This is a genomic window from Pseudoalteromonas ardens (genome assembly GCF_030125445.1).
Taxonomy (GTDB): Bacteria; Pseudomonadota; Gammaproteobacteria; order Enterobacterales; family Alteromonadaceae; genus Pseudoalteromonas; species Pseudoalteromonas ardens.
Genome location: NZ_JASJUV010000002.1, coordinates 351,645 through 364,633, shown reverse-complemented (window position 1 = coordinate 364,633; position 12,989 = coordinate 351,645). Strand labels below are relative to the sequence as shown.

9 protein-coding genes and 3 tRNA genes are annotated in these 12,989 nt (G+C 46.3%); 2 read left to right on the top strand and 10 right to left on the bottom strand.

The window, feature by feature from the left end:
- Window positions 1–4: 4 nt before the first annotated feature.
- Window positions 5–1,276 (bottom strand): efflux RND transporter periplasmic adaptor subunit, encoded by a 1,272-nt coding sequence (locus tag QNM19_RS06625; RefSeq protein ID WP_049866519.1) that lies wholly within the window; start codon window positions 1,274–1,276, stop codon window positions 5–7.
- 197 nt (window positions 1,277–1,473) lie between these two features.
- Window positions 1,474–3,552 carry a winged helix-turn-helix domain-containing protein gene (locus QNM19_RS06620; RefSeq protein WP_284026498.1) on the bottom strand — a complete coding sequence of 693 codons (2,079 nt, stop codon included), beginning with the start codon at window positions 3,550–3,552 and terminating at the stop codon, window positions 1,474–1,476.
- Between the two features lie 290 nt (window positions 3,553–3,842).
- Between QNM19_RS06620 and QNM19_RS06615 the strand changes: the two genes are divergently transcribed.
- Window positions 3,843–4,589, top strand: a complete 747-nt coding sequence (locus QNM19_RS06615) for a type 1 glutamine amidotransferase domain-containing protein (RefSeq protein ID WP_284026497.1) — start codon at window positions 3,843–3,845, stop codon at window positions 4,587–4,589.
- A 171-nt stretch (window positions 4,590–4,760) separates the two neighbouring features.
- Here QNM19_RS06615 and QNM19_RS06610 read toward each other — a convergent pair whose 3' ends face one another.
- From QNM19_RS06610 to QNM19_RS06580, 7 genes are all read right to left on the bottom strand, one after another.
- On the bottom strand, window positions 4,761–6,983 hold the full coding sequence (locus QNM19_RS06610; RefSeq protein ID WP_284026496.1) for an ATP-binding protein: 2,223 nt from the start codon (window positions 6,981–6,983) through the stop codon (window positions 4,761–4,763).
- The gene (locus tag QNM19_RS06605) at window positions 6,955–8,151 is read right to left on the bottom strand and encodes a sugar ABC transporter substrate-binding protein (RefSeq protein ID WP_284026495.1); all 1,197 of its coding nucleotides are present in this window, start codon (window positions 8,149–8,151) and stop codon (window positions 6,955–6,957) included. Before QNM19_RS06605 ends, QNM19_RS06610 begins: the two co-directional genes overlap by 29 nt.
- 891 nt (window positions 8,152–9,042) lie before the next feature.
- A tRNA-Val gene (locus QNM19_RS06600) sits at window positions 9,043–9,119 on the bottom strand.
- 41 nt (window positions 9,120–9,160) lie between these two features.
- Window positions 9,161–9,237: transfer RNA gene (locus QNM19_RS06595), tRNA-Val, on the bottom strand.
- A gap of 42 nt (window positions 9,238–9,279) precedes the next feature.
- A tRNA-Val gene (locus QNM19_RS06590) sits at window positions 9,280–9,356 on the bottom strand.
- A gap of 126 nt (window positions 9,357–9,482) precedes the next feature.
- Window positions 9,483–10,472: a DUF3080 family protein gene (locus QNM19_RS06585; RefSeq protein ID WP_049864685.1), complete on the bottom strand. Its 990-nt coding sequence runs from the start codon at window positions 10,470–10,472 to the stop codon at window positions 9,483–9,485.
- Window positions 10,444–11,799 (bottom strand): MATE family efflux transporter, encoded by a 1,356-nt coding sequence (locus tag QNM19_RS06580; RefSeq protein WP_049864686.1) that lies wholly within the window; start codon window positions 11,797–11,799, stop codon window positions 10,444–10,446. Before QNM19_RS06580 ends, QNM19_RS06585 begins: the two co-directional genes overlap by 29 nt.
- A gap of 138 nt (window positions 11,800–11,937) precedes the next feature.
- Here QNM19_RS06580 and QNM19_RS06575 point away from each other — a divergent pair, with 138 nt between their 5' ends.
- Complete coding sequence (locus QNM19_RS06575; protein ID WP_049864702.1) at window positions 11,938–12,579, top strand: riboflavin synthase; 642 nt, start codon at window positions 11,938–11,940, stop codon at window positions 12,577–12,579.
- Between the two features lie 156 nt (window positions 12,580–12,735).
- Here QNM19_RS06575 and QNM19_RS06570 read toward each other — a convergent pair whose 3' ends face one another.
- A complete protein-coding gene (locus tag QNM19_RS06570) occupies window positions 12,736–12,939 on the bottom strand; it encodes a CPXCG motif-containing cysteine-rich protein (RefSeq protein ID WP_010384490.1) in 204 nt (67 codons plus the stop codon).
- Window positions 12,940–12,989: the final 50 nt, after the last annotated feature.

Genomic DNA, 12,989 nt, shown 5'->3' with positions numbered 1-12,989 from the left:
TACCTTAAGGGATGAGAGAAAGGTGCTCTGCGTCAGCAAAGCGGTTATATGAAGAGGTGATCAGTCGCTCGTTGGCATTAAGGCCTGAAATGACTTCCACTTGTGCAGGGTTGCGACGGCCAAGTGTGATTTGGCGTCTGGACGCACTGTGCCCATCTGGACTTACAACAAATGCCCAGGCTCCTGCGGTAGACTGAATAAACGCTCCATTATCAACGACTAGCAAAGTGTTCTCAGAACTTAGGTTTAGCTCCAGTGACAGGCTTTGTCCGAGTCTTAATGCGGGCAGTTCAGGGTGGTTCTGGACATGAAAATCAACTTTAAATCGACCGTTTTCGATACCTGGGAAAATTTTGGCTACAGTCAACGGGACGCTTGCTTGTCCAACTTTCATCATAGCAACGTGTGTCATCGAGATTTGGTCTATATAAAATTCGTCGATGTGCGCACTGATTTTGAATTTGTCTATCAGGTCGACCTGACCAAGCCGTTCACCGGGTGTTATGGATTCACCAATCCGGGCGTTCATAAATGTCAGCTGACCATCGCGTGGGGCGCGGATAGTGAGTTTGTCGAGGCTGGATTGCGATATCTTGAGGTTAGATTGCAAGGTTGCAATACTTTGAGAAAGCTGGGTGAGCTGTTGTTGTTGTAATAATGCTTCTTTTTGCTGACTTTGTTTTACTGTTTCACGGTATGTCACTTGATAGTTAAGTTCATCCCTGAGTGTTTCCACTGTGCGCCGTGGCACTAAGGCTTGTTCATATAGCTTTTGCTGGCGTGCCAACTCTTTTTCCAATTTAAGAACGGCAAAATCGAGTTCAATGATGTCTCGTGCTAACGCAAGTTGGTTTTGCTCAACAGCCAGGCGCGTGTTGCGCATGTCGTTAATCTGCTCGGATACTTCTGCTTCGCGAGCCAACACCCTGAGTTGCAGGTCCGTGTTACTGAGCTTGAGCAATGGCTGCCCCTGAGTAACCCGCTCACCTTCCTGAACGTACAAAGAGTCAACACGTCCGCCATCGATTGCATCTATGAAGACGGTATCTTGTGGTTCCACAACACCACGCAACGGCAGGTAGTGAGTAAAGTTGGTGCGGTGCGCCGTACTGAATTCAAGTGTATTCTGACTGACGTTATAGGTTTTCCCTGACGTCTGAAAGCGAGCACTGAACACCTGAATACTTGTAGCTGAAACCACAATAAAAGCAGTGACGAGTGACGTAATAACGACGCGTCGTCTGCGCAAAAATTTGGGTTGGATGGGTTTATCCATACTGGCTCCTGATCCTGTGAATAAAAACGCAGCTCAGTATTGTTGAGCAGCAAAGAGGAGTCAGGAACAAACTAGGAAAAGGTGTGATGGCTAGCGGAAAAGTTATGACCACTCAAAGTGGTCATCACTAAAATCAATATAATTAATGGTTTAACAGGTGGCGTGATGTTGAGGCAATATCACAATCGGAAAACGTCTTACTGAATGTTGTGTGTTCTCATGACATCTGCAGTGGTACGTTGCAGACGTGTATAGATTATTCCATGTGCTGAAAGCTGATAATCTGCATTATCAATCTGCTGCGGCCAGGTTACTTTATCTGCCGATGTGATTGGGAGGTACACATGGCTTTGATCGTCCTTTGAACAATGTAATCCATGTTTTCCGCGTTGTAGAGTAAGCTTTCGATTGGGCAGGTGCGTTGTACAATATAGTGATAAGGCTACGGTTTCGGAGGTTGAATCTGTGTGCTTGAATACCTGACCTGTCTTACGGTGTAACAGGTAAAAAGCGTCATCGTGTTTGCTGTAGATCCCACCCATAAAGTCGGGAAAAATAAGCTCGGCTTCAAGTGTTGTCAGATCGAAACGTACCAGCTGCCAGCGATTATTTCTGGTCGTGGAAAACAACAATTGATTGTTTGATTGCCAGCTGACCCCCCTGATAGCCATATCGGTGACAGGCAGGGAGTCGGTTTTTAACGTGGTAATATTTGTGATGAGAAGCTGATTATCACCCAAACTAAGCAAGCGATTTCCATCGGGAGAAAACACGAGCTGGTAAAAGCGACCAGAGGTTTTACTAGAGGTCAGTTGAACAGGCTCCGCCAGCGGCTGAGTAATATCACCCAGGTAGATCTGGGCGTGTGTTGAGCGCTTAGAAACGAAGGCGTAATGTGATGACGTATCTGTCATCGTGGGCAGATAATCCATAACCGACGAGTTTGCCAGTGGTTGCACTTCATTGTCTTTACTGCGCTGTAAATAGATATCCCGGTCCAATAGATAAGATACAAAGGTAAAATCTGTCCCATTGTCGATTCTGGCTGGATGTTTGACACGCGCCGTGTTGCTAATGACGGTTGTCAATTTATCGCCTTGCACGGTACTTTGCCACAACTCATAAGCCGGGTGTGGGGCCGGATGAATCAAACTGCGACTGTCATGATGCCAGATGGCTGAGCGCATTAGGTAGTCAAGTTGTGCGGTTTGGGTTAGTTTTGATGAGGCGAGGTCAAGCGTGTAAATACGTGTTTTAGGCCCAAATTCACTGTTTAACATAACCAACGAACGACCGTCTGGTGAAAGGTCAAAGGCATAATTCCCACGACCGTTGGTAATAGGTTGATTGACGATTGACTTATGTCCCTGAGTTAAATCAATTTGGAAAACCTGATAGCCGAACTCATCTGATGTGCGGTCATTGAAATATAGCTTTTTCCCGTCTTTTGAAAATACCAGAGCGGGTTTGCTTTTGCTGCCGCACGTGCTGAGTTTCTGCCATTGTGATTGCGTACGCAAGTGCGCCAGACGGGCCAGGTAAATGCCACATGTTTGCGGTGTATGCATGACAAATGCAAGCTGTTTACTATCAGGTGACCAACTTGGTCGACTAAACCGCGCAAGGGGTATTGATAGCTGTTGCTGAGTATGTGTGCTGACATTTTCGACGATGAGTGTACTCAGCTGCTTCGTCTTTTTGACATAAGCGAGCGTTTTGAGATCTGGCGACAGGCGGGGGTATAACTCCTCGCCTTGTGCGCGCGTAAATGGTTTGACTTGCTTGTTTATACTCAGTTCAGGCGACGAATAAGGATAATACAGAAACACCCCTGCAATAACAGTGGCAGCCGACAAGGCAATAGCAGATAAAGTAGCCCGCTTAATTCTGACTGCGCTCAAAGTAAGCTGGTGATTGACTGGATCAGCATTGTGGGTGTTTGTTATCTGCACGGGGATATGGTCTGTTTCTTCAAACACAGAGATCATGCGATATCCCTTGCGCGGCACGGTCAAAATGAAGTTGGGGGATTTGGGGTCATCCCCCAGTGCTTTACGCACCTTGACCAGAGTCCGGCTAATAGCGTTATCCGTTACGAGTGTACCTTGCCATACTGCATCCATTAATTCATCTTTGCTAATTATACGTTGCTGGTTGCGCGCCAGGTAATAGAGGAGATCGTACACCTTTGGTGCCAGCGTTACTGAGATACCATTACGGATTAGGATCTGGTTATGGGTGTCAATGATCAGGTGTTCAAATCTCAGGTATCTCAAAATAGGCTCCTGCCTGGTACTGTATGGTCTTGTTATTATCTTTGTACACGCCAACGTGTGAGTTGGTTAATTCAGATAATACGCTAGTTTTTAAGCTGACGTAAATCCAGGTCTTTTTATTGACTCCCGTTTTATATTTTTAACCTATTAAAATATAAAGTAATAAAATATTGGTCACAGTGAAGTCACTGTTCCATCCTGAAAATTCCTTAATAAATCAGCGTTACTTCATGTGTCAGTGAGCACGAGTCGATAAGGTGAGCGGAAGTTGAACTCAAATAAGGATCTTTATGATGTGTAAATTTCATAGTGCCCACTTTCTGGTATTGGTGAAAAGGCTTGTTTTGTTGGCCTTGATGGCGACTTTCTCCTTACCCGTTTTATCTGCAGAAGCGCGACAAGGCAAAGTTCTGTTTATTATCTCTGGGGACAAGCACGGCTTTTGGTTACCTGAAGTTGTTGGCCCATACCGGGTGCTACACGATGCTGGGTATGAGATTGAGCTCGCAAGTAGTACCGGCAAGCCTGGATACCCCAGAGGGAGATTGGAAGAGGCGCAATTACGCTGGCTGGATAGTTCGCCGCTTAAGCAACAACTTAGCGAACCGTATGACATTGAAACACGCGATAGCCGGGACTATTTGGCTGTTTACTATGCGGGCGGGGCTGGACCAATGTTTGACTTGACGGCGCATGCCCCAGCAAAGGTGCTTACAGAGGCCATTTATAAAGCAGGTGGCATTATAGCTGCGGATTGTCATGGCACCGTTGCCTTGCTGAACTTACAGAATGACAGTGGTCACCGGCTGATCTCAAACAGGCGTATAACGGGCAAAGCGAATAGCGAGGAGGGGTGGTTTGCCCGGACGCATTATCCGTTTTTGATTGAAGATGAGGCAACCAGGCTTGGCGCGATATTTGTTGCTGCAAAAAAAGGTGAGGTGAATGTTGTGGTAGATGGCCAATTTGTAACCGGGCAAAATCCGGTGTCAGCAATACCTATGGCAGAGGCGCTATTGATCGCTTTGCAGGAGTGAGTTGATGAAACTCATCGTGTAACAGCGCATAACTGTACTCATCTACCTTTGAAGCAGAGGCTTGTTATACAATGGGGCTTCACTCGAAAATGCAGTATTTGTAGCAACTTTTGGACAAGGAAGTCTTGGGTATTTACCCGGGCGGTCAGCGGTGAATATCGTACTAACGGATTATTTGCTGTCTGATGCTGATATACCCGACTTTGCAGAGTTTGGTTGTGCCAGTGCTTGCTTGTCCAATACTCGGGTAATGGTCTCGAACAGGGTCTGCATATCAATTGGCTTCGCAACAAAATCGTCAAATCCGAGCGATAGATATCGGTTGACATCTTCCGGGAGTACATTCGCTGTAATGGCGATGAGTGGATTGTGATAGTCGGTGCTTTTTACCTGTTGACAAACCTCTATACCATCCATGACAGGCATTTGAATATCAACAAAGAAAAGATCAGGTCGATCTTCATTAAAGCACTCCATGGCGAGCTTACCGTTACCCGCCATAATGAGTGTGGCATGGGTCTTTTTCATCATGGCTGAAAATATCTGCTGATTAATCAGGTTATCCTCTGCAAGTAGTACCTTAACACCGCGCAAATCTGGGACTTCAGGTTGCGTTTGTCTATCTGCGAGCGCAAACTGAGTTGTGGGCTTAACACTTTTCAGCGGGAGCGTGACCGTAAACTGGCTGCCTTCTCCTGCAACACTTGTGACCGTCACGTCTCCTTGCATGAGTTCCACCAGCTGTTTGACGATAGCCAGTCCCAGCCCGGAACCGCCATATTTTCGAGTGGTTGAATTGTCGGCCTGATGAAAATGTTTAAACAGGTTGGAAAGCTGGGTAGGGGTCATACCAATTCCGCTATCGCAGACCTCTATCGTGAGTCCATTGCTGTTTCCTTTAGCTCTCACAATTACCAAACCTTGTTCTGTGAACTTGATTGCATTTGATAGCAGGTTACGGAGAATTTGTTTTAACCTTAGGGGATCTGCGAGCCTGACTGAAAAGTGCGGCTTTAACTGTGCGTCCAGCTCCAGCGTAACCTGTTTGTCACGGGCCACATGTTGGTATTCCTGAATGATCTCCTGGCATAAATGTGGAATGTCCACAGCCAGAACTTCGAGTGTGAGTTTACCTGCTTCCATTTTAGAAAAGTCGAGTATGTCATTCACCAGGCCGAGCAGGGTTTGTGAAGAGGTATAGCCTTGCTCAACAAGGGAGCGCTCTTGTGCATGAAGGTCTTCCTGTCTTAAAAGCTGAAAAACGCCCAGAATCGCATTCATCGGGGTGCGAATTTCGTGGCTCATGGTGGCAAGGAATTGCGCTTTGGCCAGTTCTGATTGCTCGGCTCGCACTTTCTCCTGCTTAAGCTGTGTGACCTGTGTATTGACGGTGCCGACCAGTTTGTTAAGGGTTTTTTGTAGTGTTTTTAGCTCTTCATATTCGAGATTCGCATTATTCTGTTCATAGTTGCCTGATGTCAGTGACATACAGTGTTTTTCAAGCTGCTTCATGGGCGTAGTAACTTTGCGGCTGACGTAGGCCAGATACCAGAAAAGTATGATCAATACGCCCAATGCCAGCATTGCACTTCTGATGATGGCATATAGTATCTCCTGGGTATAAGCGCTGTGTTGATGAGACAGGGATAGCGATAAGTTCAGGCCTTCGGTGTTACGCTCATAAATGGGGTGGGTTGCATTGAGACCCGCGTCGAGTTGATGCCCCTTATGAAACCACATTTGCTCATCTGAAAAGGTTGTCAGTGATTCATAATCCGCCAGTTCAATTGCCATCTGACTGACATCTAATTCAAAAAAAAGCACGCCGGTATAGCGAAATGGGTCGATAAGAGAGGGCAACGTCTGACGCAATGGTACGGCAATAAATAGCGTACCTCCGCGGGAAGCGTTAACCCCCAGCTCTGTGTTGCTGATTAAGAGCTTTCTGACCATCAACTCGCGTGCACTTTCGTTAATGACAGAAGCGGTGTGCTCTATGATAGAAGGGGTTGCCCAGTGCAAAGTATAAAGAGGGTACCCTTCAACAATGTAAGGGGAGCCATCACTGATCATCACACTTTTGACCAATGGAGATTTGGATACCAGCTCTCGGATCTCCTTAAGCGCATATTGTGTATACAAAAGGTTTAAAGGCAACTCTGCCAGGATCCGGTGGTCGCTGTAGTGTGCGACCTGAAATGTCAGTTCGGCCAGTCTGTTTTTTATGTCCAAAGACAGGCTGGTTGCGCGTTGTGCAACGGTATCTGATGCGATTTTATTGGCTTGTGTCCAGGCGCTATAGGCGAAATGGGCCAGGGCAATGATTAACAAGACCAGGACCATAGTGCCGACTTTAAGCTGTAATTCACTGACCAGGTTTTTTTTCTTGCTCATAGTTAATCGACTTTTCTACGATATGTTGCATGAAATGGGCGGCCTGTTGTTCATCCAGCACGCCAGCAAGGTGGCGTGTAAGGCCTTTCAGCATTGCTTCCCACACAAAGGCCATTTGTGCTTCGTTGGGCATCGGCTGAGTGTATTCCAGTGTTGTGATAAGCGCCTCAACCTGCGCAATGCTTTGTATTTTCAACGTGTCTAATGCACGCTTATCGACAGGCAGAGCATTAATTGACGACCAAAAGTTGGTTTGTACCGGCAAGGATTGTAAGAATTCAGATAAGCGCTTAAGTTCTGCACTTTTGGGACCCGACAGGGCATTATTGGGAAAGGCCATGACATGTGATGAAAAGTAGGATCGCATAGGTGCATCATTCAGGCTGGGCAATTGTGCGACCCCTAATTTGTCAGCAAAATGCTCGGAGAAGCGCTGGAACATCCAGGAGCCATTGATGGTGTAGGCAACTTCGCCAGCCAAAAATCGATTAACCGTACATTCGTAGTTACATTCTACGTCTAGCCAGTTTTCTTCTTTGAGCGACTTATACCAACGCAGAGCGCGAATCATCGCTGGTGTGTCCAGGTTCACATGACCATTCAAAATCAGTGGCGTACCAAAGGTGCCCAGAAATGCCCTAAACCAGTACATCTCATAATAATTCCAGCTTATCTCAACACCCTGGGCTTGCTGCTGTGCGCGGAGTTGTTGCCAGCTTTTAGCAGGTTGGCTTACCAGCGTCCTGTTGTAATACAGCATCAGGTGATTGCCAAAAACGATAGGTACGCCAAGTGTTGTGCCGTTGGCTTTGATGTTGGATTTTACTTGTTCTATCAGGTGTGTGGACAGCCAGTCGTCAGGCACTTCAGATAAGTTGAGTGCTGTCAGTCCCATGTAATCCGCAGGAACTATGATGCCGTCCGGTAGCGCATTATTACTTGCTCTGAGTAATAACTCCGATTTGAGTGTGTTATTTTCAAATTCAACCACCTTAACTTGGATACCAGTTTTTCTGGTGAATTCGGCAAACAGGGGCTTAAAGTCGTAATTTTCCAATCCAATGGCAATGGTCAACGATTGTTGTGGTTTTTGACTGGTATATCCCAAACTACTGAACAGGCTCGTCATCAGCATGAGTAGAAGAGTCAAACTTAACCTGCCAGACATGGCCTTCCTTAGTGAGTGATAGTCTATTTAATGTATAGCAAATTCTATGGCCAGGGCAACCTGAGGCGTGTGTGAAGACCAATACGAATCGATAAGGTGTCATGATAGCGAACGGTTATGACAACTATGAGATAGGCTGTTGGGATTTAAAGTGACGTAGAGGTAAGTTGAAACCAGCAGACTCAGAGGTGGTTGAATTAAAAAGGTAGTACGACTTTTGAGATTGCTACAATATACAGGCTTAAAGGACGCTGATTAAGAAGGGCGTGATTTAATGTCGTGTGAATGTTTATATGTGAAGGAATAAGGGAATATGAGAAGTTGGTCGGACCGAGCGGATTCGAACTGCTGATAGGACCGGGTCATAGAGAGTGGTGGTGCTCTGATTAGATGAGCTACGGTTTTACAATTGAGGAGTTAATTAATAACAAAAGTAGGTTGGTACGACCGAGTGGATTTTAATCGCTGACCTCTGGATCGGGTCATAGAGAGTGGTGGTGCTCTAAACAACTGAGCTAGGGTTGTGCTACAAGGGGATTTTAATTAGTAGGTTGGTACGACCGAGTGGATTCGAACCACCGACCTCTGGACCGGGTCATAGAGAGTGGTGTTGCTCTGAATAGATGAGCTACGGTTGTGCTATAAGGGGATTTTAATTAGTAGAATGGTACGACCGAGTGGATTTGAATCGCCGACCTCTGGGCCGGGTCATAGAGAGTGGTGGTGCTCTAACCAACTGAGCTATGGTTGTGCTATAAGGGGATTTTAATTAGTAGATTGGTACGACTGAGTGGATTTGAATCGCCGACCTCTGGACCGGGTCATAGAGAGTGGTGTTGCTCTGAATAGATGAGCTAGGGTTGTGCTGCAAGGGGATTTTAATTAGTAGATTGGTACGACCGAGTGGATTCGAACCACCGACCCCCACCATGTCAAGGTGGTGCTCTAACCAACTGAGCTACGGTCGTACAATAGTAAGCGTTTCAATAATCAATCTATCAAGATTAATTGGTACGACCGAGTGGATTCGAACCACCGACCCCCACCATGTCAAGGTGGTGCTCTAACCAACTGAGCTACGGTCGTACAATAATAAACGCTTAAAAGCATTAATCTATTAAGATTAATTGGTACGACCGAGTGGATTCGAACCACCGACCCCCACCATGTCAAGGTGGTGCTCTAACCAACTGAGCTACGGTCGTACAATGTTGAGCAACTATGACTGTTTTGTTGCATTACGTCACTTGCCAACGGCCGCTAATATATAGCGAGCGTTCGAAGGGATCAAGTAAATTTGCTAAATTAATGTTTGTTTGCACTTTTTTCGCTCATACCGGTGCAACTTTACACACTTTGTAGAAGCCTTGCCACCATTGAGCATGCTGTCTGCTTGACGACTTCAGCTCTGTCAACAGTGCCGCTGCATGGTCCGGATATAACGGGTGAGGGATGGCTTGTGAAATTTGAGCGAACGAGTTACTCAGTTCCTGTAACTGAATACTGAGCTGAGATTGGTATGGTTGCAATTGTGAAATAGCGTATTTGTTGAAGATGTTATGCAACACCTGAGCCTTTTTCTTGTTTTTACCTTCAGGACAGACCGTTTCTTGTAGATCAATTTGCGACAGCCATGCTGTTAAGCTGTGGTTCCAGCTTATTTGTCTGCGCGCACTGGTCAGTAAAGTCTGGACATAGCTGTTATTGTTTAATTTACTCAAGGCTGGCGTTATTTTCTGTGGGTCAATGTTTTCAGGGGCAAGTAAACTGTTTGCTACGGATGCAAGCGCAGCCAGGCCCTCATTTGCCTTGAGCTCATTGTCCGTGCCTCGTTTGTCTGTTTCTTCAAATGTCAGCCGGTTAAATTGGTTTAGTTCAGGCTCTGCTGAGAGCATAAATGCGAAATACTGAGGCAGTGCTGTGCGTTTTTCTTCGCCTGCCTGGCTTAGAATGTTTTTTACTTCCGGATCCTGAGTTTTGGTATCCTGAATACAACGTTCAGCCAGCTGGATAAAGCGAACCTGATATTTGAAAACCTCGCTGGGGACAGCCAGTTTACCGAGTTGGTTATTGTGTCGTGCTACGTCCTGGGCCAGCGCACAATGTCCCAGGTTGGCTAGCTGCAATACAGAGAGCTTAAAAGAGGCTTCAGGCCTGGTGGCTGTGTATTCAGCGATAGGGGATAGTTTGTCAATGCTGGGCGGAGGGATGTCCAGCACATTGGCCAGCCTGTTGGCATATTCCTGGTTGATGTCACTGGCAGTGGGAGTACAGGCCACTGCCAGTAGCAGGCTAAACAGGATCGGGGCGTAACGTATCAAGCCGTTTCCTCACAAAATAAAGAAGTAATATAGCGGCGCAAGTCAAGCCGACGATAATGCCTATCCAGAACCCTCTGGCACCCATGGCCGGTGTCAGTATGTCTGTTTTTGCCAGCACAAAACCGAGACTGAACCCAATCAGCCAGTAAGACACAAAGGTGACTATGGTGATGGGGCTGGTGTACTTTAATCCACGTAACACACCATTTGCTGCAACCTGCAAGGCGTCTGGCAGTTGATAAATACACGCCAGCACGATTATCCCAGAGGCCAGTAACGCCACTTCGGCATTTTGTGTATATACCCAGGCAATCTCATTTCGGATCACGTAGGTAAAGGTCGCAACAATCACTGACACTACCACGGCACAGACAAAGCTGGTGTAGACCGAATTGACCAGTTTGGGGTAATTGCCTTCTCCTGATAAGGTTCCAATACGTATTGCGATCGCCATGGAAAGGCTAAGAGGGAGCATAAACAGAATGGTCGTTACGCTGGCTGCGATTTGGTGTCCGGATACAGCGATGGCCCCGAGATCTGCAATGAATAGCGGAATACAGGCAAATAAGGTCACTTCAAAAAACGTTGCGAGGCAAATGGGCAAACCCAATTTTACTATTTGAAATAAGGTTGCAGCATGCGGCCGTGCGAAGGCTGTGATCAACCAGTGTCCATCGAGATATTTATTGTTGAAGCTATAAATTAACTGAGCGATGGCCATGACCCAAAATACTAATGTTGTTGCGAGTCCACACCCCGCGCTGCCCAGCGCGGGCATGCCTAATTTGCCATAGATAAATACATAGTTGGCAAAAACATTGACGACCAGTCCAAGCAAGCTAATGTACAAGGCCGCTTTTGTGTTACCTACGCCTTCTGTGACATTACGGTAGACTGAAAACAATAAAAAAGCAGGTAGTCCCCATTTTACGAAATCAATGTACTGTTGTGCTAAGTCTGTGATAGCACTCGCTGCCCCGATACGTGCAAAGACCAAAGGAGTGAAGGCACTGGCAATAAACCCAAGTGAAGAGAGTATTAGTGCAAGGTAGATACCCTGCTGAAAGTACGTTTTAATACCGTCACGTTGTTTGGCCCCATCGCAGTATGCAACCATACTGGTGATTGCTAATAGAATACCCTGTAAAGAAAAGATCATCGGGTTCCAGGTGCCGGTTGCAATTGACAGTGCAGCGAGATCTTCGGCGCTGACTTGTCCTGCCATCATAGTGTCGACAACCGACATAAGTACCAGCGTGATTTGGGCAAAAAAGACGGGGGTGGCAAGACGCACCAGGCGCTTTGCTTCCCATAAAGCAAATTTCATACTGAGTCTGGACTTCCTAAAACGTTAATCTTAAAAAACTTCTTTAAAACTTACCACTTTTATCTGATAAAAGCGCAGTTTAATCTGATGAGTGTTTGGGTTACACTGCGCGGCATTATTCTCGAAAATCTGAGTGTTATGTTTACCGGAATTGTACAGACTCAAGCGACAGTGGTTAGTGCTGTGTTGCGCGAAGGGATCATGAAGCTGGTGTTGTCGGTTGATAGCCGATATTTGGAAAAATTGACTCATGGTGCGAGTATCGCAATCAATGGATGTTGTCTGACCGTTACAGATTTTGAAGTAAGAGGTGCAGACGTCGTCGGGCAGGTGTCTTTTGATGTGATCGACGAAACGCTCCAGTTGACCAATTTGAGTATACTACAACAGGGCAGTCGGGTTAACTTTGAACGCTCCGTGACCTTTGGTACTGAGTTGGGTGGGCATATTGTGTCCGGCCATGTGCATTGTCAGGCAACCATCATGGCATATATCCAGGAAGCTGATAATTGCCGGATTAAACTTGCCATTCCTGAGCAGTGGAAAAAATACATTCTTTATAAGGGGTTTATCAGTGTTAACGGTGCAAGTTTGACTGTTGGCAAACTTGAAGAAGATGGCTTCTGGCTTCATCTTATTCCAGAAACACTGGCATTGACCAATATTGGTACAGCCCACGTTGGCGATCTGTTTAACATTGAAGTTGACCAGCAGACATACACGACAGTGAACACGGTAGAGCATTACCTGCGTAAAAACAGGGGCAATTTCTCGTTGTGATACCATCCCGGTGGTGCGAGTCGTTGATTTCGAGGCGATAATACCGCTGATACAGCCTGGCATCGTTGCTGCGCTGGTATCTGAAGAGACATTGAATACCGTGAGTAACAGCTGTTGTTCTAAAGCATATGGTGATGTGGGCACTGTCAGTGCCCATTAAAAAACCTGTTCGTCGTCTGCATCAACCCTCAGTTCAAGCTTGTTAATTGCGTAATCTATATGCATATTCAGATGGATCGGGTTGCAACAAGCTGCGCAATCTTCATAGTAGTCCTGATCACCTTCGCTGGCATCCAGACTAACAAAAATATGGTGGCCACAATGCGGGCAACTAATACGTTGGTCATACAGCTGCTTCATGAGTTTACTCCAACGAGTTTTCCGTTTTTTACATTAATAACTATAGCAGC

What these genes read in the sequence shown, in the direction of transcription:
- QNM19_RS06580 (WP_049864686.1), bottom strand. Translation starts at nt 11,799, where the DNA reads ATGAAATTTGCTTTATGGGAAGCAAAGCGCCTGGTGCGTCTTGCCACC.
- QNM19_RS06605 (WP_284026495.1), bottom strand. Translation starts at nt 8,151, where the DNA reads ATGTCTGGCAGGTTAAGTTTGACTCTTCTACTCATGCTGATGACGAGC.
- QNM19_RS06615 (WP_284026497.1), top strand. Translation starts at nt 3,843, where the DNA reads ATGATGTGTAAATTTCATAGTGCCCACTTTCTGGTATTGGTGAAAAGG.
- QNM19_RS06570 (WP_010384490.1), bottom strand. Translation starts at nt 12,939, where the DNA reads ATGAAGCAGCTGTATGACCAACGTATTAGTTGCCCGCATTGTGGCCAC.
- QNM19_RS06625 (WP_049866519.1), bottom strand. Translation starts at nt 1,276, where the DNA reads ATGGATAAACCCATCCAACCCAAATTTTTGCGCAGACGACGCGTCGTT.
- QNM19_RS06610 (WP_284026496.1), bottom strand. Translation starts at nt 6,983, where the DNA reads ATGAGCAAGAAAAAAAACCTGGTCAGTGAATTACAGCTTAAAGTCGGC.
- QNM19_RS06575 (WP_049864702.1), top strand. Translation starts at nt 11,938, where the DNA reads ATGTTTACCGGAATTGTACAGACTCAAGCGACAGTGGTTAGTGCTGTG.